The following is a 21,238-nucleotide window of genomic DNA, read 5'->3' on the forward strand; positions in this document are numbered from 1 at the left end:
GAGCAATCGGACAGGAGCCCATGGTAGCACGTGCCTGTTTCGGCGGCTTTTCGAGTCGACGAATTCCCCTCTATGTTGGCTTCGGTTGTCCTACGTGGGGGTCTGTTGCTTCCAGCGGTTATCGCGCCCGCCCCTTTTGGGCCGCTCCTCGCGTTTCGCGTTGTGGATTTTCCCCATGGCGGGCGGTCCTTGCGCTATACTCTCTTCCACATGCGATGACGAAGACAGCGCACGTACAGCGAAGCTTCCAGAGATGGGGTTCATCGGCTGAAAGGCCCCAAGCGATACGGCGTGCGATTCCCTTCCGAGCAGCGCTCCTGAACGCGGACGCGGGGTCATCCCGCGAGACGAACGAAGTAGGGTGCGACGGTTTGCCTCCGTCATCAGGCGAAACGAGTGGATGCCTCTCGGGCAGCGCAGCATGTCGCGTTGTCGGGGGAAGGCGTCAACCAGGGTGGTACCGCGAGGGCTTGTCTCTCGTCCTTGGAAGTGAAGGCGAACGCGAAAGCACGCGCCTTCCGGGGCGAGATGGCAAGCCCTTTTTTATTGGTGGAGCGCCCTTTGGGCCAGGTGGGGCGCTCGATACGAGAGGTGAAGGTGATTATGGCGATCACGGACGAGCTCGCGCAACTGCGTGAGCAAACCCTTGCGCGCATCGCGGAAGCCGACACGTCGGCGGCGCTCGAGAGCGTGCGCGTGGCGGTGCTCGGCAAGGCGGGCACGCTTACGGGCTACCTGCGCGGCATGGGCAAGGTCGCGAAGGAAGAGCGCGCTGTCGTCGGCAAGACGGTCAACGAGGTGCGCAACGTGGTGGAAGAGGCGCTCGAAGCGCGCAAGAAGAAGCTCGCGGCAGCTGAGATGGAAGCCGCGATCGACGCAAGCGCTGTCGACGTCACGCTCCCCGGCCGCGCGCAGCAGATGGGCACGCGCCATCTGATCAACGCGATCACCGACGAAGTGTCGGAGATCTTCCTCGGCCTGGGCTACACCGTCGTCCATGGCCCCGAGGTCGAGACCGATTACTACAATTTCGAGGCGCTGAACGCCCCGAAGGACCACCCGTCCCGCTCGATGCAGGACACGTTCTACGTGCGCGACCTTTCGGGTGAGGCGTCGTCTGTGCGCGGCGAGTCCGACGTGCTTCTGCGCACGCAGACCTCCGGTGTGCAGGTGCACGTGATGGAGGACCAGAAGCCGCCGATCTACATCATCGCTCCGGGCAAGGTGTACCGCCGCGACGTGGCCGACCCCTCGCATCTTCCGCAGTTCACCCAGATCGAGGGCCTGGTCATCGACAAGGGCATCTCGTTCGGCGACCTTAAGGGCACGCTCGACTACTTCTGCAAGCAGATGTTCGGACCCGATCGCAAGACTCGTTTCCGCGCGCACTACTTCCCGTTCACCGAGCCCTCCGCCGAGGCCGACGTCTCCTGCGGCGTGTGCGGCGGCACGGGGCATCTGCACGACGGCGAGCGCTGCCGCATGTGCAAGGGTACGGGCTGGCTGGAAATCCTCGGTTGCGGCATGGTCGACCCGAACGTGCTCACCATGTCGGGCATCGATCCGGAGGAATACTCCGGCTTTGCGTTCGGCGTCGGCGTCGAGCGCGTGGCGTGCCTGAAGTACAACGTGCCCGACCTGCGCATGCTCCTCGAAGGCGACATGCGCTTCCTGCGCCAGTTCTAAAATGCAGGACCGCGTTTGAGCTCGGCCGACGTACACCATGCTCAAACAGTCCTGACTCGCACGAACAGCCCACTGGGCTGTTCGGCTCGTGCGGAACTGCGCGTGGCGCACGCCTGCCGAGCTCAAACGCTACAAGGCAAATTGCAAGAAAGAGAGAGTCATGAAAGTATCGCTGAAATGGCTTAACGAATACGTGGAGGTGCCGACCGACACCAAGGCGCTCTGCGACAAGCTCGATCTCACGGGCACGGGCGTCGAAGGCGTCGAGGTGCTCGGTGCCACGTTCGACGGCGTGGTCGTGGGCTACGTCGAGACCTGCGAGCCGCATCCCGATTCTGACCATATGCACGTGGTCATGGTGAACACGGGCGCGGGTGAGCCCGTGCAAATCGTGTGCGGCGCGCCGAACATCAAGGCGGGAATCAAGCTTCCCGTCGCGACTGTGGGGGCCGTGCTCCCCGGCGACTTCAAAATCAAGAAGTCGAAGCTGCGCGGCGTTGCGAGCGCCGGCATGTGCTGCTCGCGGCGTGAGCTGGGGCTTGGATCCGACCATGAGGGCATCTGGATCCTTCCCGACGACGCCCCGGTGGGCACCCCCATTGCCGACTACCTGAAGCTGACCGACACGGTGCTCGATTTGGAGATTACGCCGAACCGCCCCGACAGCCTCTCGATCGTGGGGCTTGCGCGCGAGATGGGCGCGATGTATCGCCGCGATTGGAAAAACCCGCTCGACGAGATGGCCGCGAAGCTCGAGCTCGTTGACGACGGCATCGACGACGTCGACGTGACCATCGAGGACGCCGTGCGCTGCTCGCGCTATTCCGCCCGCGTCATCCGCGGCGTGAAGGTGGGCCCGTCGCCTGACTGGATGGTCGAGCGCCTCGCCGCCATCGGCCAGCGCTCCATCAACAACATCGTCGACGTGACGAACTACATCCTGTTCCTGTTCGGCCAGCCGCTGCACGCCTTCGACTTGAACAAGCTGAAAGGCGCAGACGGGCGCGCCCATGTGGTGATCCGCGAGGCCGCCGACGGCGCGAAGTTCACCACGCTCGACGAGGTGGAGCGCACGCTGACTTCTGACATGACCGTCATCGCCACGCCCGAGCTCGGCCCTGTGGCGCTCGCGGGCGTTATGGGTGGCCTCGACACCGAGGTCACCGAGGAGACCACCGACATCCTGCTCGAGACGGCGACCTTCGAGCCAGGCCGCACCTCGCGCACCTCGCGCAACCTGGGCCTCATCTCCGAGAGCTCCATGCGCTACGAGCGCGGCGTGGACGACCACGGCATCGAAGAGCGCTCTGCTGCTGCGGCGGCGCTCATCGTGGAAGTTGCCGGCGGCCAAGTGTCTGGCTCCATCGGCGGCGGTACGGGCATCGTGGACGAGTGGCCGAACGTCTCCGAAGAGGCTCACCTCACCTTCCGCATCCCGCGCTTCAACGCGATGATGGGCGCCGATATCTCCCGCGACTTCATCGTGGAGATCCTCGGCCGTCTGGGCTGCAAGGTGGAAGACGGCGCAGACGCCGATACGCTCGCGGTCACGTCGCCGACGTTCCGCCCCGACCTGCCGCGCGAAATCGACCTCTACGAGGAAGTGCTGCGCCTCTACGGCATGGACCAGATCGAGGCCACGCTCCCCGGCGGTCGCGGCCGCTTCGGCACGGTGAGCCACGAGCAGCACGTGAAGAACAAGGTCAACGACACGCTGCGCGCTTGCGGCATGAACGAGACGATGACCTACTCGTTCGCCGAGCCGAGTGAAATCGAGCGCCTGCGCCTGCCGCTCGAGGGCTTAGGTCAGGCAGTCGAGCTTCTGAACCCGATGAACGCCGAGCAATCGGTCATGCGCCAAAGCATCATCCCCGGCCTTCTGCGCTCTGTCGCCCACAACCAGAACCGCGGCGTGAAGAACATTCAGCTCTACGAGATGGGCCGCGTGTTCTTCGCCCATGAGGGCAAGAAAAAGCCCAAGGAGCGCGAGAAGCTTGCCGGCGTTTTGGCCGGTGCCGTGCGCGACGCCGGTTGGAACGAGGCGCCTGCTCCCTACGACTTCTTCGACGGCAAGGGCGTGCTCGAGAACCTCGCGCGCGAGCTTGCGCTTCCCAAGGTGCGCTTCAAGGCGCTCGCCGCCGACGAGGCGCCGCAGCTGCAGCCCGGCCGCGCTGCCGAGATGCTCTCGGGCGGCACGTCGCTTGGCTGGGTGGGCGAGCTCCATCCGCTCGCCGTGGCGGCCTACGACGCGGCGGCCCCCGTCGTCGCCTTCGAGCTCGACCTCGAGGCGCTTGAGCGTGCGGCTCGTCCGGCGCGCGACTACGTTGACGTGCCCACGTTCCCCGCGGTGTCGATGGATATCGCGTTCGTTGTCGATGAGGACGTCACTCACGAGCGCCTCGTCCAGTGCATGACGTCCGCCGGCGGAAAGCTGCTCGAAGACGTGCGCCTGTTCGACGTCTATCGCGACGAGAAGCGTCTCGGCGCTGGCAAGAAGTCGATGGCGTACGCGCTCACCTACCGCGCTGCCGACCGCACGCTCACGAGCGACGAGGCGGAGAAGGCGCACGAGCGCATGGTGAAGAAGGTGAGCTCGGCGACGGGCGCCGAGGTTCGCGGGTAGAAGCTCTCTCACCAAAAAAGGAAGAGCCGAGGATGTGGCGGCATCCTCGGCTCTTCGTGTTTCAGACCTCCTGCAGTATAGGACGTCATCTAGTAATGGTCAACCACTAAATCTCAAACGTGAGCCCGTCGTGGGCGGCCTCGACGCGGCCTTCGTACTGCGCGAGAAACTCTTCCAATTCTACGAGCGTGATCGGCTCGTCGTAGTGCATGCACAGGTGCGTGAGATAGATTTTGCCCGCGTCGAGCGACAGCCCTTCTTCGATGCATTCCTGCACGCTGTGGTGCGCGGCGGGGGACCAATTGTTCTTCCAGAACGTCGCGTCCATCGCGAGAATGTCGATACCCTGCAGCCGCTCATAGGTCTCGGGCGGCAGCTTCCCGGTGTCGGAGGCGTAGAACATGCGCGTGTCGCCCGTCTCGATGAGATATCCATAAGTGCCCGCCGCGTGGGTGCAGGGGAGCGCCGTGTACTTCACGCCGTCGAACTCGACGGTGTCCATCGGTGCGATTTCGCGCATGTCGAGCGCGTAGGTCATGTAGTGGAACTCCTGCGCGATGCCCGCGAGCGTCTCGGCGCTGCCGTAGACAGGAAGCGCCTCTTTCTGCTTGAGCTGCACGAGGTACTCAAGCTCCAAAAGCCCTCCCACGTGGTCGGAGTGGCAGTGGGTGTACAGGACCTCGTCAATGCGCCGCACGTTCTCGCGAATGCACTGATGACGCAGGTCAGGCGGCGTGTCGATGAGAAGCGTCTTCTCGCCTTTGATCATAGTCCCGCAATCTCCGCGCCTCGCGCGCGGATTCGCCCTGGCCTCTTCGCACGCGGGGCAGTCGCAGAAAAACGAAGGCACGCCGCAGCCTGCGCCTGTGCCCATGAAGGTGAACGCGTGTTTTTTCATAGAAGTCTCTTTTCTCCCTACGCCATACGCCGCCGATTATACCCCGCTCGCCATGCAAAGCTGCCCCTTTCGGGGGGCGAAGTATCGCAGCAATCCATAGGCAATAGCTATAATCCCTAACGAAGATTCGGTCGAATAGTCGTTCGCGTCAAGCCATGGGGCTAAACCTGTGTTTTTTCGCGTTCGGTGTCGCGAAATCGGCGAGTGGTGGCATACAGGGAGGCTCATCCTTGGCTCATACTGCGGGGTTTATCCGTCGGGGGAATTCAGACTGGCGGGGCGATGCTTGCAGAGGGACTCTTCCGTACACTACCGCTGTCAACGCGTCGGGGCGTGCCGTGCGCTTTCGGACAATGCGCAGGTCGCAAAAACCCGACGAACCGAATAGTAGGTGTCTGTAGGACGAGAAGAAGAGGGGAAGGTAGATGGCTGATAAGGTCAGCATTTACGACGAGAACGGCGAACTCGCCGAAGGCGTCGAGCGCATCAGAACGCAGTGCTATTTCTGCCATGCCAACTGCGGTGTCCTTGCCTATGTCAAGGACGGCGACGTAATCAAGATCGAAGGCGATCCCGATTACAACAACCAGGGTGGTCTGTGCTGCCGCGGAACGAGCGCGCTTTTGCACGTCAACCATCCCGCCCGCATCAACCACGCGCTCAAGCGCGCTGGCGAGAAGGGCGAGAACAAGTGGGAGCAGATCCCGTACGATCAGGCGATCAAAGAGGTCGCCGAGCGACTCAACCAGATCAAGGCCGAGTCGGGCGCTGAGGCGGTTGCTTCCGCCGGCGGCACGACCCGTACCGATGACTGGGCGCGTCGCCGCTTCCTGAACCAGTTCGGCACGCCGAACGGTTTCCACAATGCACTTCTGTGCTGGATCCCGACGTTCATGGCCGAGACGGTCGTCGCCGGCTGGTCTCCGTTTGAGACCGACCTGGGCGCTGCTCGCTGCCTCATTCTTTGGGGCATGAACCCGGGCGCATCTTCGCTGCCCTCCATGCACGGCTACACCGACCTTCAGCTCGCGGGCATGAAGATTATCTACGTCGACCCGCGTTTCTCCGAAACCGCCTGCAAGGCAGACCTGTGGCTGCCGCTGCGGCCGGGCTCGGACACCGCGCTCTCGCTCGCGATGCTCAACGTCATCATCAACGAGTTCCTCTACGACTTCGAGTTCGTCGACCAGTGGTGCGACGGCTTCGAGGAGCTGCGTGAGCACATGGCTCCGTACACGCCGGAATGGGCTGCCCCCATCACCTGGCTCGACCCGGAGGACATCCGCAAGGCTGCTCGCATGTACGCGACCACCAAGCCCGGCTGCATCCAGTGGGGCTGCTCTTGGGACCAGTTCGGACCTGCGTCCGCGACCGGCTCTCAGGCTCGCCAGCTTATGCGCGCCATCACCGGCAACCTCGAGGTTCCCGGCGGCGACGGTATGCCCGGCCCTGCTCTCAACTTCATCACCGACGAAGAGCTCGAGCTCAACGAGCTGCTTCCCGAGGAGCAGAAGGCGAAGCAGATCGGCTCTGACAAGTTCAAGCTGACCTCTTGGCCCGGCTACACGCTCATCTCCAACAACGCCAAGCGCACCTGGGGCAAGACGCTTCCCGCAGAGTGGTTCTGCGAGGCTCACGGCCCGAGCGTGTTCAAGGCGATCCTCACCGGTGAGCCCTACCAGATCCGCGCTCTCATCTGCAACGCGACCAACCCGGTGAACTCCTACGGCGACTCCAAGATGACGCTCGCCGCCCTGAAGAAGGTCGAATTCCTGGTCACCGTCGATTACTGGATGACCCCGGCAGCGCTCTTCTCCGACTACGTGTTCCCGGCCGCCGGCGCTCTCGAGCGTCCGACGATCGTCACGCACTACGGCGCAACCGACTCCGTCATGGGCGGCCGCCGCGCCATCCAGCCGAAGTTCGACCGTCACACCGACATGTCCTTCTGGCGCATGCTCGGCCTGGCCTGCGGTCAAGATCCCGCGAACTGGCCGTGGGAGACGGAAGAGGAAGTCTACTCCTACATCATCGCTCCGCTGGGTCTTCCCTGCACCGACTGGAACGACTTCGTCAACAACATCCGCATGTACTATCCGCCGCTGCACCAGAACAAGTACGTTACGCGCGGTGGCTTCTGGACGCCGACCGGCAAGATCGAGTGCAACTCCACGATCCTGCGCGAGCTGGGCTATCCTGGCATGCCGACCTACCTGCCCTGCGCTGAGAACGACATCGACAATCCGGAACTTGCCGAAGAGTACCCGATCGTGCTCACCACGGGCGGCGGCTTCATGCCGTATCACCACTCCGAGCACTTCCAGATGGCGGGCATGCGCTATATCTACCCGGATCCGTACTTCTCGATCAACCCCGAGCTCGCTGAGAAGCTCGGCATCGAGTACGGTGACTGGTGCTGGATCGAGACCCAGCGCGGCCGCATCAAGATGCGCGCGAACGTCGAGCCCGAGGTCGATCCCCGCGTTGTGTTCGTGCCGCGCGGCTGGTGGTTCCCCGAGCGCGATACCAACATCGATTTGGACAACCCGTTCGGCTGCCTCGAGTCCAACACCAACGTCCTCACCTCTGTCGACGAGTGGGACTGCGACCCGATGGGCGGCTCCTGGGCGAACCGCGGCCTGATGTGCAAGGTTTACAAGTGCACCGAGGCCGACCACGAGTGGAACGCCAAGGACAAGACCTGGTCTATTCCTGGTTGCGCGAAGACGCCGGGCATCTCCACCGATCCCGAGGATCTCAAGCACCGCGTGCTTCGCTGGGAGAAGATTCCCTTCGAGGCTCCGGCTTGCACGAAGGAAGTTCCCGAAGGCTTCAGCTGGCAGTGGCAAAACGATGCGCTCTACCAGGATTCCACCCAGTTCCGTCTGGACGATTCCGGCTGGCTCATCGACCCGAAGACCAACGAGTACGTCGACGCTCACACCGGCTGGTACTACGTTGCCGCTGAGAACTGCCTCATGGACAAGGCCACCGGCAAGAAGTACACGATGGAGCGCCAGGAGATCGCCGAGCTCGCAGGTGTTCGTCTGTACCCGGGCCAGGATGCTCCTTACGCCGTGCCCGAGCAGCTCACCTGGGATAGCGAGAAGGGTTACGCTCGCCTCGGCGACAAGCCCTACATCTACAACCCCGAAAGCGGTTGGCTGATCGACCCCGCGACCAACGTCTACCATGACGCCTATTATGGCTGGGCTTACGACCCCACCACCAACGGCCTCATCGACGAGGAAACGGGCAAGCGTTACACGATGAGCTACGAAGCCATCGAGGAATAATCAGGCTATCGAGTAGGAAAGGATAGATAATGACTCGTTATGCTATGGTCATCGACCAGCGTCGTTGCATCGGCTGTCACTCCTGCACGGTTGCCTGCCGTACGTGGAACGACCTGCCGCTCGATATCATCTACAACCCCGTGGTGACCGAGGGCGCTCAGGGCAAATGGCCCCACGTCCATCGCACCTACACCCCGACGCTGTGCATGCACTGCGCCAACCCCGAGTGCGTCCCCTGCTGCCCGACCGGCGCGTCCCAGCAGGACGACGACGGCGTCGTGTGGGTCGACTCCAAGAAGTGCATGGCCTGCAAGGTGTGCGTCAATGCCTGCCCCTACGGCATGCGCGACGCCTCGGTGCTTGGCCCGCGCCTGCATCGCTTCGTGCGCAAGTGCACCTTCTGCAAGGACCGTCGTGCGGAAGAGCCCGGCTCGATGCCGTACTGCGTGCAGACGTGCCACCAGAAGGCCCGTATCTTCGGCGACCTGGACGATCCCAACAGCGAAGTGTCGAAGCTCGTCAACTCGCTCCATACTGAGCGCCTGTTCACCGAGCACGGCACGGAGCCTCAGGTCTACTACATTCCGGATTTGGGAGGTCAGCGATAATGAAGCATCATTATTGGGAAGCGCCGATTGTCATCTACCTGTTCTTGGGTGGCCTCGGCGGCGGCATCATGTGCCTCACGGCTATCATGAGCCTCATCGTCAACCCTGGCACGGGCTCGCTCTTCTTCGTGCCGATGTTCTTCGCGCTCGCTGCGCTCGCTATCGGCTGCTTCTTCCTCGTGTTCGAGCTCGGTCAGCCGCTTGTGTTCTGGCGAGTGTGGACAACGGCGACGGCAATCATCAAATGGGGCGCAACGCTCCTTGTCATTGCCATGTTCGGCGATATCTTCTGGCTGCTCGGCTATCTGGACGTGCTGCCGCTTGATTGGGGCTTCCTGGGCGCCATCGCCTCCGTGTTCGGCGGCGGTACCCCGGTGTTCGCCACGATCGCCGGCATCGCCGGCTTCGGCATCATGGTGTACACGGGCGTCATGCTCTCGACCCTGAAGGCTCACTCCTTCTGGGCGACTCCGGCACTGCCCGTGCTGTTCACCATCTCGGCCCTGTCCACCGCTTGCGCCGCTATCGCGCTGTCGCTGGGCATCTTCGCTGAGCCGACCGTGGCCCTGCTTGCAGCCACCGAGGAGATTCACGAGATCATCCATGTCGTCGACATCATCCTGGTCTGCGCGGAGATCACCGTTCTGCTCATCATGATCCTCTCCTTCCTGGGCGCCGGCAACGTCACCCAGAAGGCAGTTGCCCGTCGCTGGGTCGTCGGCAAGACCGCCCCGCTGTTCTGGCTTGGCATGATCGCTTGCGGTCTGGTCATCCCGTTCCTCCTGTACGTCTTCGGCGCTGACTCCGCGGCTTCCACCGTGGTGGCTCCCGTCCTCGTGCTCTGCGGTGGCCTGCTGCTCCGTTACCTCTGCGTGTACTCTGACGAGCGCGCCGAGATTCCGGGTGAGAACCGCTACTGCAGCCGCACGGCCGACCCCCATGCGGAGTTCGTCGAGCATTGGACCTACGGCGAGAACATGTACTAAGTTCTCGCTTGTCTCCCAGGTTGAATAGCCTGGGCGCTTGATCGAGCATGTTGCGAACCCGACCTTGCACGAGGTCGGGTTCGCCTTGTATCAAGAGCAGTTTTCCTGCATGAGGGCGAAGCGGTTGGGGCGCGTTCGCATTGATGACGGAAAACTCTGCGAGCAAGGCAGAGGATGGAGAGGAGACGCCATGGGACCTTATGTGTTCGATGACGCTTTGACGGGAAGCTCGATTACGTGCGATTACCCGGGGTTGCAGGCGCTTATGGTCGAGCAGTCGGGCGAGGGTGGTGCGTGCGCATCGCTGTTCTTTCCCGGGTGTTCGCTTATCAATTACGGCTTGCCGCTTGTGCAGTCGGTGTATGACCTGCTGAAATCAGCAGGCGAGGTCGAGGGAATCTCGCTTCTCTGCTGCGGCAAGATCTTGCAATACGAGCCCGACGGGCCGGCTCAGCGCCGCACGTTCGAGGCCGAGCTCATCGAGCAGGTGGTCGCCTGCGGCACGCGCCGCATCGTCGCCGCATGCCCGAACTGCGTGCTCGCGCTTCGGGGCGCCCTTGCCCGCGACGAGCGCACGCAGGATGTGGAAATCGTCGCGCTTCCGTCGCTGCTCGCGAAGATGGGCTACCGTATCGACGCCGGCATCGCGCGCGAGATGCTCAACCGCGAGCTTGCCTGGCGCCATCCCGATTGGTACGACGAGGGGGGCATCCCCACCGAGGCATGCGAGGCGCCCGAATCGCTTCTCTTCATGCCGCACGATTCGTGCCCCGACAAGAAGACGGGTGAGTTCGCCGACGGGCTGCGTGCGCTCATGCCTGAGGAGCTGCTCGTCGAGGGCGAGAAGGTGCGCAAACGCTCGGTATGCTGCGGGTCGCTTGCCCGCGCCGCTGGAAAGACCGAGCTTGCCGACGCCCAGGCGCAAGAGCATGGGCAAGACGCGTCCGATCTGGGTGCGAGCGCGATTGTCACGGCATGCGTTAGCTGCACGTTTCAGCTGATGATGGCGCAGCGCGAGGTTCCGGTGTTCCATTACCTCGAGCTGCTCTTCAACTGGCGCATCGACTGGTATCATGCCGATGCCTACATGAAGCTGCGCTTCCTGTTCGACGACTCGCTTGGCGTCGAGAAGCAGGGGCAAGGCGCAAGGAATTTCGTTGGACTCGGCGGCGAGGGAGCCGCGAAGGAGGATGCGTAAATGCGCGAGGTGCGCAAAACGAACTGTCATTTCTGCGGGTATCTCTGCGCGTTTCATGCGACGGTGGAAGACGGGCGCGTCGTGGATCTGGAGCCCGACCCTTCGCGATACCCTTACGACCCGAAGGTGCTCGCGGGGTGCCGCCGCTGGAAGATGAACCTCGACGTGCTCGACGGGGACGACCGCGTGAACTACCCCCTGCGCCGCGTCGGTGCGCGTGGGGCGAACGAATGGGAGCGCGTGAGCTGGGACGAGGCGCTTGACGACATCGCGCAGCGTCTGTCGCAGCTGCGCGACCGGTATAGGTCCGAAACGCTTGCATCCATGATTGGCGGGCCTCATGCGTCGTTTTGGCCGCTGCACCGCTTCATGAACATGTTTGGCTCGCCGAACAACATGGGCATCGGGCAGATCTGCTGGAACCCGCGCATCTGGATGGATGCGCTCACGTTCGGTTGGACGATCGAGGCCGACATCAACGACGACACGGAATGCGTCTTCATCTGGGGAACGAACCCCGCCGAATCAGACAATTCGCTCTGGTGGCAGTCGATTCGCCGCATCGGAAAGTCGGATACGCCACTTGTGGTGATCGATCCGCGCTACACCAAGACCGCCTCCTGCGCCGATTTGTGGATCGCGCCGAAGACGGGTACGGATTGCGCCCTTGCGCTCGGCTTCGCGAACGTCATCATCGCCGAGGGCCTCTACGACCGCGATTTCGTTGCGGAATGGTGCCATGGCTTCGACGAGTTCGCCGCCCATGTGGCGCGATTCACGCCCGAGTACGTCGCCGAGTTCTGCGGCGTGTCGGCCGATGACGTCCGCACTGCGGCGCGCTGGTTCGGGCGTGCCCAGGCGGCGGCACTCGTTTCGGGGCGCGGTATCGACCAGTCGGGCCGCAACGTGGCGCCCACGCACCGCGCGATCTGCTGTTTGCGTGCGATCACGGGCAACGTTGACAAGCCCGGCGCCTGCATCATTACCGAGATGAGCGACTTCACTACGGAAGTCGAGCTCGAGATGACCGACGAGATGGCGCCCGAACACAAGGCGCGCTGCCTGAACACCCCCTACACCCCGCTTCAATGCTACGAGGGATACGCGAAAGTGCAGAAGGTGACCGAGCGCTTGGGTTGCAGGCTTCCGACACGCTACATGACCTCGGCTCATCCCGATCTCGTACTCCGCGCGATGGAGACAGGCGAGCCCTATCCGGTGCGCGCGCTCATCGTGAACGCGACGAACCCGCTGCTCACTTACGCCGATACGCATCGCGTGTTCAACGCGCTCATGGGGCTCGATCTGATCGTGGTGATCGACTACTACCTGACGCCGACCGCCTCGATCGCCGATTTCGTTCTGCCCTGCGCAGGGGCGATCGAGCGTCCGCTCTTCCAGCAGCATGGCGGCGTCGCGAACATCGCCTACGGTGGCCCGGCGGCGGTCGAGCCGTACTACGAGCGCAGAAGCGACTACGATATCTTCCGCGCTTTGGGGCTTCGCCTGGGACAAGCAGAGGCGTGGCCGCACGAGACGTTCAAGGACGCGCTTGAGGACGTGCTCGCTCGCGCGGGCATGACCTGGGAAGAGTACTGCGAGCGTGGCATGTACTTCCGCCCGCCCGTCCCCTTCAAGTACCTGTATCCCGATGAGACGGGCAACCCGCGGGGCTTTGCCACCACCACGGGGAAGATAGAGCTTGCAAGCGAGATCCTTCCCGATTTCGGCGGCCAGCGCCTGCCCGAGCCTGCGCCCTGCCTCTCGCTTTGCTCAGACGAGCTCATCGCTCGCGCCGAGGCGTGCGGGGGAGCTCATCTGGCGATGGTCACGGGTGCGCGCAAGCAGCCCTACAACGCGTCGATGTACTTCAACAACCCGAAGTTCCGCAAATCCTTGCCGCATCCTGCGGTGGAAATCTCGCCCGCGACGGCTCAGCGGCTGGGACTTCGCGCGGGAGACACCGTCGAGGTTGCCACCGACAAGGGGAGCGCGCGCTTCGTGCTGGAGGTGCGCACGATGCGCGACGATATGGTGAGCGTCGATTATGGCTGGTGGCACCCCGAGTGGACGCCGGGCGCGCCCGACTTCGGCGGCATGTGGGAGTCGAACGTGAACTGTCTGACGACCTGCTCGGTTGCGACGGGCGAGCCCATGATCGGCACCTGGTGGTACAACGCCATCGATTGCGTGATCAGGAAGGTCGATGCAACCCTTTCGTGGCAGGATGATCCCTACATGAAAGAACGTACCGATGCGGACAAGGATGATGCCAGATAGCGGCTCGCGTCCTATAATATGCAAGGTGCACTAATGGTGAATGCGCTCGAAATCGAGCGAGTGATATACGAAGGAGAGTATTGTGGCAGAGAAAAAACAAGCGTTGCTCCTGTTCTGCAAGCCGCCCGTCCCGGGTCTGGTGAAGACGCGCCTGACGATTGAGCGCGGTGGCTTTTTGAGCCCCGAGCAGGCGGCAGAGCTGTTCCGCCGTTGCCTGTACGACGTGAGCGAGATGTGCATGCAGGCGCTTCTGTCGATGCAGGCGGACAACGACGCCCTCGTTGCCGAGGATCCGTCGGTCGATAAGATCACCTACGACTTCTTCGTGTCGACCACGCCGGCAGACAACGTCGAGCTCATGCGCGAGACCTACGACTCGCTTGGCAAGTGGCCCATGGAGATCCACTACATCACCGACAAGGGAGCCACGTTCGACGACCACTTCGACGATGCCTTCAAGCAGATCTTCGACATGGGCTATGAGCACATCGTCTCCGTCGGAGGCGACGTTCCGACCATGCCGATCACCCACATCTCGCAGGCTTTCCAGTGGCTGGACTACTTCCAAGACCTGGGGACCCCGGGCTTCGTGCAGGCTCCCTGCCAGGAATGCGGCACGTCGCTTGTCGGCTTTAGCTACAACACGCCGATCAACCATCAGGGCGTGTACTACAACCTCACCGGCAAGCCCGCGCTCGACGCCTACGTGGAGAAGCTCCAGGAGATGGACATCCCCTCGGCGTACTTCACGCCCGTCGCCGACATCGACGAGAAGGTCGACCTCGCTCACGCCGTGTCCTGCATCCGCGCGATCAAGGAGGCCGCGAAGTACCAGACCGAGATCTACGTGCCGCAGCGCGTGCTCGATTGGTGCGACTTCATGAACATCCGCGTCTCCACGCCGCCGAACGACAACCACGACCCTCGTCAGTACATCGACGAATAGGGGTTGCGGCGGCTTATCAGCCGTCACAACGGGCCGTTGTTTCAGACCAGATAGGACGAGATTTTGCGTACTTTGCATACTACGGGGGCACTGTGCCCAACGTGCCTGAAGGAGTTGCCGGCGGAGGTGTACGCCGACGACGAGGGGGTCGTGTGGATGACGCGCACGTGCCCCGAGCACGGCAAGCTCGACACGCGCATGTGGCCCTCCGCTGAGCACTACGAGTGGCTGCTCTCCGAGGCGTTCGAGAAGACCAAGCCGCAAAACACCATTCCCGTGACGGACAAGTGCCCGTTCGGGTGCGGCACCTGCGCGCGCCACGAGCGCCGCGGCACGCTGCTCGAGATCGAGGTCACGCGCAATTGCAACCTGCATTGCCCCGTGTGCTTCATGAGCGCCGAGACCGGCGAGGGCGACCCGACACTCGATGAGATCTCGGCGATGTACGACGTGATCGCGAACGCGGTGGGAACCGACGGCGCGGTGCAGATCACCGGCGGCGAGCCCACCTGCCGCAAGGATCTGGTCGACATCATTTACATGGGTCGCGAAAAGGGCTTCTGGGGGATCGAGGTCAACACGAACGGCCTTGTCATCGCGAACAAGGAAGGCTATCTCGAAGATCTTGTCGCCGCGGGCCTCACTGGCGTGTACCTCTCTTTCGATGGCTTGACGGGCGACGTGTACAAGGGCACGTGCGGGCGCGATATCCTGGCGACCAAGCTCAAGGTGATCGAGCGCTGCCGCGAGGTCGGCATCCAGGTGGTGCTTTCCGTCGCGGTCGTTTCCGGCCTCAACGACGACCAGCTGGGCGACCTTCTGCGCTTCTCGCTTGAGAACGCCGACGTCGTGGCTGGCTTGGCGCTGCAGCCTGCTTTCACCTCTGGTCGTTTCGACGCCGAGCGCGCCATGCCCATGAGCGCAGGCGACGTCATCTTCGATCTGGCCGAGCAGTCCGACGGCCTTCTGCGTGTGGAGGACATCTGGCCGCTCGGGTGCTCCAACCCGCTGTGCGATACCGGCGTGTTCCTGGTGCACGGCACCCCGCCCGAGGGCGTGCCCGCGCATCCGTCCGGATTCTATCCCGCGACGCGCGCGATGACGACCGAGGAATATCGCGAAGGCTACAGCCCCGACAGCCCGCAGGGCTCGGTGTTCTTGGACATCCTCTCCAAGAAGGGCGTCGAGGTGAAAAGCGGCCTGTCGGTCATCATCATGAACTACATGGATGCCATCTCCATGGACACGCAGCGTCTGCGCGAGTGCTCCATGATGGTCACCGTGCCTGATGGGCGGGCCATTCCGTTCTGCTCGTACCATCTGACGGACTCTTCGGGACGACGCGTGTATCCGCCCTGGTGCAAGGAAGAATTGCGGTAGCGAACATGGACACTCAAGATCAGATCGCGTTGTGGGACGCCTCCAACGACGCGAGCGAGACCGTTTATTCGGTGGCAAACGATGCGTCGCGCTGCGTGAAGTGCGGCCTGTGCATCGCGTTTTGCCCCTGCAATGTGCTCGAGGCGAACGAGGAGGGCTATCCCTTCGCGGCGCACATCGACAACTGCGTGGGGTGCACTACGTGCGCGGGCAACTGTCCCCAGCGTGCGCTCACCGTTGAATGCGAGGGGGACGCAACGTATGACCCCTTCGCGGACGAGCCGCGCGCCGAGCCGATCGACTCCGAGCTTCACCGGCACTATGCCGAGCTGGAGCGCACCATCATGGACAAGCTCGACCTTCGCTGGCGCCCCGTCGCGGTGAGCCTCATCGACAAGGACGAGCTTCTTCCCGACGTCCCCATGCCCTCTGAGAACCTGCGTTTTTGCCAGGCGATGATGGCCGCGCGCCGCGGTGCGAGCATCCTCATGCCGCCGTTTCGCCACTCATGCCCTGATGGCACGTCGATTTTCGGTATGACGGGCGTTCCCGAGAAGCTGGCGACGGGCGAGATTTACGTGCTCTTCCACAAGGTGGTGAACGCGGAAGCCGCTGCGCGCATGGTGCGCGAGCGCCCGACGCTTCCGCCGCACAGCCGCCGCGCCACTTACGTCGCACCGCTTTCGAAGACGGTGCGCAAGCCCGAAGTGGTCGTGTTCACTGGCACACCCGAGCAGATGATGTGGCTGTGCATGTCGATGAGCTACTACAGCGGCCATCGCTTCGATTTCCATGCATCGGGTTTCAACTCGATGTGCGTGGAAGCAGTGCTGTATCCTCTGATGAAAGAGGAGCCGAACATTACGTTTGGATGCTACGGCTGCCGAGCGGCGACCGACATCGGCGAGGACATGATGTTCATGGGAATCCCGACCGATCGCTTGGAGACGGTCGCGCAGGGGCTGATCGAGCTTTCGCTGAAGGCTATCCCGCACTCGCGCATGAAGATCTATGTGCCGCCTATTATGTAGTATAAGGCCAGGTCATGAGCGATTTATTTACGCTGCGCCCGGCACGCGAGAGCGACTGGGCGCTTATCAATTACTATGCGTACAACGAGGGGATGGATGCCATCCCCTCGCTTGAGAACGTCACCGTCGCGGCGAACGGTGACGACGATTGCGTGGGCTTTTGCCGTCTGGCGTTCAGTGAGGCGGGAATCGCGCACGTGAATCCCGTGGTAATCAACGAGCAGTGGCGCGGGTATGGCGTCGGGCGGGCGCTTATCGACGACGCCAGAGCGCATCACGACGAGATTCGCCTGGTAGCACGCGGGAAATCGATCGAGTTCTACCGTGTTTTGGGGTTCACCGAGATTCCCTGGGACGACATCGCCCCCGGTGTGACGGAGGAATGCGACGGATGCCCGCTCATCGAGGAGTGCGGCCCGCTTCCCATGGGATGGAAGCGCGAGGGCGCGTAAGGGCTCCGGGAAAAGCGAATTGAGAAACAAACACGGGTTCTGCCATCGTCGAAGTGGCAGAGCCCGTGTTTTTCTTTGGGGTGAGCGGTGATGCGCGAGCCCAAGGTGCTCACAGCGGTGGGTCGCTTTGGTCGCTGGGAGCTTGCGGGCCTGCTAGAGCACGCGGTCAGCGGCGTAGGTGCCGTGTTGCACGCAGAGGAGCATATCGTGGGGAATGAGCTGGCCTTTTCCGTCGCGTTCGCAGTCGATATGCGCTTTCTCCACATTGCAGATGACAAGCAGGTGATCGCCAGCTTGCTGGATATCGTTCACTCCGCAAACTTCCCATGCATAGGCGAGCTCGGGCACAGGAACGGGCGAGCCGTTTTCTGCGGTTGCGGTGAAGTGGGGGACTTGCGAGGCCTTGTTGACGATGTTCCCCGAGGTAGTGCCGCAGTATTCCGCAAGTTTGACGGCCTTTTCGGTCGCGGGAAGCGTGGTGATGCTACAGGCTCTCGATTGCTGGATAAGCTGCATAGTGCGCGATTTCGCGCGGAGGGCGAAGCCGATGAGCGGGGGATTGTGGGAAAGCGGCGTGACCCAGATGACGGTGGCGAAGCAAGTTTCGCCACTGAGGCCGCATGCGCCGATGATGGTCATGGGGCGCGGGTCTTGCAGCGCGGCGATGTCGCGGCCGAACACTTCGGGGAAATCTTGCGCACGACGCGCGGATGATTCGCTCATGGGGCTCCTTTTCCCAGGTGAGAGAGGGTGATAGCGGATCTCTCGCAGTCGAGGGGCTCACCGCCATGAGCGAATCGAGTGCGAAAGCTAGTGCGAGCAGGTCGGTGCGTCGGGAAGCTCGATGTTGAGCGCGTCGGCGGCGTCCTTGCGAAGCTCTTCGAGCGTGAGCTCGTAGCAGGCGAGCGCGTCGATCCAGCGACGCAGGCAGCGACGGCCCTTTTCCGTAAGCTTGAACAGGCGTTTCGCCGATCCTTCGGCGGGAGTTTCCCACTCAGAGGTGACAAGCCCCGATTCCTCCATGCGCTTGAGCGCGCGGTAGACGCCTGTCGCGTCGGGTTTCTTTCCGCCAAACATCGGGGAGCTGGCCGCTTGCTGGACGATGATGTAGCCATGAAGCGGGGTTTCCGATTGGGCAAGCAGGGTGAGAATGGTGGGTTGGGAAAGACGATTGAGCGATTTGCCCAGCTCGGCGCATTCCTTCAAGTCGTCATCCGACTTTGGATGGCAGCTGCTCCACATAATGCAGGACCTCTTTCGTACACGTATACGTCTGAAACAACTCCTTATTATCGCTCAAAGCTAATCAGCCTGCCAATATTTTCCGAAAGAATGCAGTGGCTTTCGGTTAGTCGCGCGAGCGCGGCGGATTTCGAAAGGCGAATCGCGCGAGCAGGGTGTGCGACAGGACCCGTGGCGATGTGGTTTCGCGGGGCTTGGCCGGTGCCATCGCGCGAGGATGCGCCATTGCCGATTGATTTTCTGCTTTGACGGTCATGGGAACTTCCAACCTTCGCGAATCGCCTAAAATAGGTGCGGAAAAAGCGCCGCCCGCGCCTGACGACAAGGAGCTCTCATATGTGCGGAATCGTGGGATATACTGGTAAACGCCCAGCTCAGGGCATTCTCATTCAGGGTTTAACACGGCTTGAGTACCGCGGTTACGATTCGGCTGGCATCGCGGTGCAAGAGGGCGACTCCCTTGCTGTCATCCATCGCAAAGGCAAGGTGGCGAGCCTGGAGCACACGCTGTCGCATTTTGATTTCCAGGGCACGTGCGGCATCGGGCACACGCGTTGGGCTACGCATGGCAAACCGAGCGAAGCGAACGCGCATCCGCACACTTCTTGCGGCGGGCATATCGCCGTCGTGCACAACGGTATCATCGAGAACTTCGCTGAGCTGCGCGAAGAGCTTGAAGGCCGCGGGCACGTCTTCACGAGCGAGACCGATACCGAGGTCGTCGCCCATCTTCTTGAAGAGGCCTATCAGGGCGATCTCGTTGCAGCGCTGCGCGAGGCGTGCTCTCGTATCGTGGGCGCGTACGGTCTTGCCGCTGTTTGCGACATGGAGCCGGGCGTCATCGCGGTCACGCGCAAGGATTCCCCGATTGTCATTGGGCAAGGGGAAGATGGCGCATACGTCGCTTCCGACATGATTGCCATGATCGACGCCACGCGCGACGTCGTCATCTTGGGGGACGGCGAGTACGCGCGCATGACCGCGTCGGGCATCGAGTACACCGATGAGGCGGGACGTGCGATCGAGCCGCGCATCACGCATGTCGATTGGGACCTTGACCTGGCCGAAAAGGGCGGCTATCCCGATTTCATGCTGAAGGAGATCCACGAGCAACCGCGCGTCATCCGCGACACGCTTGCTGGGCGGCTTGTGAACGGCGCGCTTTCCATTGACGAGCTTGACCTGACGCCTGAGGAGCTCAACCTCATCGACCGCGTGTACGTCATCGCGTGCGGCACGAGCTACCATGCGGGCCTCATCGCGAAGAACCTGATCGAGGGCTGGGCGCGCATCCCCACGGAATGCGAAGTCGCAAGCGAGTTTCGCTATCGCAACCCCATCATCACCCCGACGACCCTCGTCGTGGCGGTGTCCCAGTCGGGCGAGACGGCCGACACGCTCGCCGCTATCCGCGACGCCCGCGTGAAGGGCGCTCGCGTGTTCGGCATCACCAACGTGGTGGGCAGCCCCGTGGCGCGCGAGTCCGACGGCGTCATCTACACGAAGGCGAACAAGGAAATCGCCGTTGCGTCGACGAAGTCGTTCTTGGGCCAGGTGGTAAGCTTGACGCTGCTCGCGATGCTGCTCGCCCAGGCGAAGGGCAAGCTTCGCATGAACCAGATTCGTCTGTTGTTCCGCGAGCTGGCCGACACGGCCGAGCAGGTCGAGCGCATCCTCGCCGAGTGCAAGCCCTCCATCGAGGAGGCGGCGCGCGCGTGCAAGGATGCCCGCAACGCGCTCTTCATCGGGCGCGGCATGGGCGCCGCCATCAGCTACGAGGGCGCGCTCAAGCTGAAGGAAATCAGCTACCTGCACGCCGAGGCGTACCCCGCTGGCGAGATGAAGCACGGTCCGATCGCGCTCATCGACGAAGGGTTCCCCGTCATCGCCATCGCGACGAAGAGCCCGGTCTACGACAAGGTCGTTTCCAACCTGCAGGAAAGTAAGGCCCGTGGCGCGATGATCGTTGCCGTGGCAACCGAGGGCGATGAGGACATCAAACAGCACGCTGACCACGTGATTTACATCCCGAAGGTTCGCGATGCGTTTTCCGCCATTACGGCGAGCGTGCCGCTGCAGCTGTTCGCCCGCGCCATCGCCGTCGAGCGCGGTTGCGATGTCGACCAGCCGCGCAACCTCGCGAAGAGCGTGACGGTGGAATAGAGAAGCGGAGTTTTGATGCCTGCACGGAAAGAGGAGACCGTTCGCGCGGTCGAGGACGCCGCCGCAGTGTCGCTGCCCATCGACGGGGCGGTCGGCCTTGGCGTCGACATCGTCGAGATTGCGCGCATGAAGAAGATTCTGGAGCGCACTCCGTCGTTCGCGCGCAAGGTGTTTTCCTGCGAGGAATGCTGCTACTGCGAGGACACGGCCGCACCCGAGGTCCATTTCGCCACGCGCTTCGCTGCGAAGGAGGCCGTGGTGAAGGCTCTTGGGACGGGTTTCACTCGCGGAATCGGAGTGCGCGACATCGAGGTGAAGCGTTCGTCGAAGGGGCGGCCTTATGTGGTGCTGTCGGGCCGCGCGAAGCAGGTAGCCAAGGAGCTGGGCGTTCGCGAGCTTCCCATCTCGCTTTCGTATACGCATACCGATGCCGTCGCGTGCGCTTTGGC

Annotated in this window: 17 protein-coding genes; 13 read left to right on the top strand and 4 right to left on the bottom strand. The window is 62.7% G+C overall.

Annotation, left to right across the window (positions count from 1 at the left end; translation table 11 throughout):
* The first annotated feature begins 603 nt into the window (after nt 1-603).
* Entirely contained in the window at nt 604-1,686 is a 1,083-nt protein-coding gene (gene pheS / locus Q0G18_RS00990) for a phenylalanine--tRNA ligase subunit alpha (RefSeq protein ID WP_276996131.1), read from the top strand.
* Between the two features lie 160 nt (nt 1,687-1,846).
* A complete protein-coding gene (gene pheT, locus Q0G18_RS00995) occupies nt 1,847-4,309 on the top strand; it encodes a phenylalanine--tRNA ligase subunit beta (protein WP_297148667.1) in 2,463 nt (820 codons plus the stop codon).
* A 106-nt stretch (nt 4,310-4,415) separates the two neighbouring features.
* Here pheT and Q0G18_RS01000 read toward each other — a convergent pair whose 3' ends face one another.
* Nucleotides 4,416-5,207: an MBL fold metallo-hydrolase gene (locus tag Q0G18_RS01000; protein WP_297148669.1), complete on the bottom strand. Its 792-nt coding sequence runs from the start codon at nt 5,205-5,207 to the stop codon at nt 4,416-4,418.
* A 425-nt stretch (nt 5,208-5,632) separates the two neighbouring features.
* Here Q0G18_RS01000 and Q0G18_RS01005 point away from each other — a divergent pair, with 425 nt between their 5' ends.
* The 9 genes from Q0G18_RS01005 to Q0G18_RS01045 all read left to right on the top strand — a co-directional run bounded on the left by Q0G18_RS01005 (nt 5,633) and on the right by Q0G18_RS01045 (nt 17,384).
* Nucleotides 5,633-8,503 carry a molybdopterin-dependent oxidoreductase gene (locus tag Q0G18_RS01005; RefSeq protein WP_297148671.1) on the top strand — a complete coding sequence of 957 codons (2,871 nt, stop codon included), beginning with the start codon at nt 5,633-5,635 and terminating at the stop codon, nt 8,501-8,503.
* A 29-nt stretch (nt 8,504-8,532) separates the two neighbouring features.
* Nucleotides 8,533-9,111: a 4Fe-4S dicluster domain-containing protein gene (locus Q0G18_RS01010; RefSeq protein WP_297148673.1), complete on the top strand. Its 579-nt coding sequence runs from the start codon at nt 8,533-8,535 to the stop codon at nt 9,109-9,111.
* Complete coding sequence (gene nrfD / locus Q0G18_RS01015) at nt 9,111-10,097, top strand: NrfD/PsrC family molybdoenzyme membrane anchor subunit (protein ID WP_296060432.1); 987 nt, start codon at nt 9,111-9,113, stop codon at nt 10,095-10,097. Before Q0G18_RS01010 ends, nrfD begins: the two co-directional genes overlap by 1 nt.
* 190 nt (nt 10,098-10,287) lie before the next feature.
* Nucleotides 10,288-11,295 carry a heterodisulfide reductase-related iron-sulfur binding cluster gene (locus tag Q0G18_RS01020; RefSeq protein WP_297148675.1) on the top strand — a complete coding sequence of 336 codons (1,008 nt, stop codon included), beginning with the start codon at nt 10,288-10,290 and terminating at the stop codon, nt 11,293-11,295.
* Nucleotides 11,296-13,575: a molybdopterin-dependent oxidoreductase gene (locus Q0G18_RS01025; protein ID WP_297148677.1), complete on the top strand. Its 2,280-nt coding sequence runs from the start codon at nt 11,296-11,298 to the stop codon at nt 13,573-13,575.
* Between the two features lie 82 nt (nt 13,576-13,657).
* A complete protein-coding gene (locus tag Q0G18_RS01030; protein WP_297148679.1) occupies nt 13,658-14,521 on the top strand; it encodes a DUF2064 domain-containing protein in 864 nt (287 codons plus the stop codon).
* Nucleotides 14,522-14,584: 63 nt separating this feature from the next.
* A complete protein-coding gene (locus Q0G18_RS01035; RefSeq protein WP_297148682.1) occupies nt 14,585-15,901 on the top strand; it encodes a radical SAM protein in 1,317 nt (438 codons plus the stop codon).
* Between the two features lie 5 nt (nt 15,902-15,906).
* The gene (locus tag Q0G18_RS01040) at nt 15,907-16,932 is read left to right on the top strand and encodes a DUF169 domain-containing protein (RefSeq protein WP_297148684.1); all 1,026 of its coding nucleotides are present in this window, start codon (nt 15,907-15,909) and stop codon (nt 16,930-16,932) included.
* Nucleotides 16,933-16,946: 14 nt separating this feature from the next.
* Nucleotides 16,947-17,384: a GNAT family N-acetyltransferase gene (locus tag Q0G18_RS01045; protein WP_297148687.1), complete on the top strand. Its 438-nt coding sequence runs from the start codon at nt 16,947-16,949 to the stop codon at nt 17,382-17,384.
* 153 nt (nt 17,385-17,537) lie between these two features.
* Here Q0G18_RS01045 and Q0G18_RS01050 read toward each other — a convergent pair whose 3' ends face one another.
* From Q0G18_RS01050 to Q0G18_RS01060, 3 genes are all read right to left on the bottom strand, one after another.
* Nucleotides 17,538-18,107 carry a flavin reductase family protein gene (locus tag Q0G18_RS01050; protein ID WP_297148688.1) on the bottom strand — a complete coding sequence of 190 codons (570 nt, stop codon included), beginning with the start codon at nt 18,105-18,107 and terminating at the stop codon, nt 17,538-17,540.
* An 87-nt stretch (nt 18,108-18,194) separates the two neighbouring features.
* Complete coding sequence (locus Q0G18_RS01055; RefSeq protein ID WP_297148690.1) at nt 18,195-18,626, bottom strand: helix-turn-helix transcriptional regulator; 432 nt, start codon at nt 18,624-18,626, stop codon at nt 18,195-18,197.
* A gap of 106 nt (nt 18,627-18,732) precedes the next feature.
* Entirely contained in the window at nt 18,733-18,882 is a 150-nt protein-coding gene (locus Q0G18_RS01060) for a hypothetical protein (protein WP_297148693.1), read from the bottom strand.
* A gap of 80 nt (nt 18,883-18,962) precedes the next feature.
* On the opposite strand from Q0G18_RS01060, the gene glmS reads away from it, so the two are divergent.
* Both glmS and acpS read left to right on the top strand, forming a co-directional pair.
* A complete protein-coding gene (glmS, locus tag Q0G18_RS01065) occupies nt 18,963-20,789 on the top strand; it encodes a glutamine--fructose-6-phosphate transaminase (isomerizing) (RefSeq protein ID WP_297148696.1) in 1,827 nt (608 codons plus the stop codon).
* Nucleotides 20,790-20,804: 15 nt separating this feature from the next.
* Nucleotides 20,805-21,238 (top strand): holo-ACP synthase (gene acpS, locus Q0G18_RS01070; RefSeq protein WP_297148699.1); only part of this gene is annotated, 434 nt, incomplete at its 3' end.

The sequence above is a fragment of the uncultured Ellagibacter sp. genome (assembly GCF_934636505.1).
In the GTDB taxonomy this organism is placed as follows: domain Bacteria; phylum Actinomycetota; class Coriobacteriia; order Coriobacteriales; family Eggerthellaceae; genus Ellagibacter.

Bases quoted from the DNA above. Each gene is read 5' to 3' on its own strand.
- Q0G18_RS01045 (WP_297148687.1), top strand. From the start codon at position 16,947: ATGAGCGATTTATTTACGCTGCGCCCGGCACGCGAGAGCGACTGGGCG.
- Q0G18_RS01025 (WP_297148677.1), top strand. From the start codon at position 11,296: ATGCGCGAGGTGCGCAAAACGAACTGTCATTTCTGCGGGTATCTCTGC.
- pheT (WP_297148667.1), top strand. From the start codon at position 1,847: ATGAAAGTATCGCTGAAATGGCTTAACGAATACGTGGAGGTGCCGACC.
- Q0G18_RS01010 (WP_297148673.1), top strand. From the start codon at position 8,533: ATGACTCGTTATGCTATGGTCATCGACCAGCGTCGTTGCATCGGCTGT.
- Q0G18_RS01050 (WP_297148688.1), bottom strand. From the start codon at position 18,107: ATGAGCGAATCATCCGCGCGTCGTGCGCAAGATTTCCCCGAAGTGTTC.
- Q0G18_RS01040 (WP_297148684.1), top strand. From the start codon at position 15,907: ATGGACACTCAAGATCAGATCGCGTTGTGGGACGCCTCCAACGACGCG.
- glmS (WP_297148696.1), top strand. From the start codon at position 18,963: ATGTGCGGAATCGTGGGATATACTGGTAAACGCCCAGCTCAGGGCATT.
- Q0G18_RS01055 (WP_297148690.1), bottom strand. From the start codon at position 18,626: ATGTGGAGCAGCTGCCATCCAAAGTCGGATGACGACTTGAAGGAATGC.
- Q0G18_RS01005 (WP_297148671.1), top strand. From the start codon at position 5,633: ATGGCTGATAAGGTCAGCATTTACGACGAGAACGGCGAACTCGCCGAA.
- Q0G18_RS01060 (WP_297148693.1), bottom strand. From the start codon at position 18,882: ATGACCGTCAAAGCAGAAAATCAATCGGCAATGGCGCATCCTCGCGCG.
- Q0G18_RS01020 (WP_297148675.1), top strand. From the start codon at position 10,288: ATGGGACCTTATGTGTTCGATGACGCTTTGACGGGAAGCTCGATTACG.
- pheS (WP_276996131.1), top strand. From the start codon at position 604: ATGGCGATCACGGACGAGCTCGCGCAACTGCGTGAGCAAACCCTTGCG.
- Q0G18_RS01000 (WP_297148669.1), bottom strand. From the start codon at position 5,207: ATGAAAAAACACGCGTTCACCTTCATGGGCACAGGCGCAGGCTGCGGC.
- nrfD (WP_296060432.1), top strand. From the start codon at position 9,111: ATGAAGCATCATTATTGGGAAGCGCCGATTGTCATCTACCTGTTCTTG.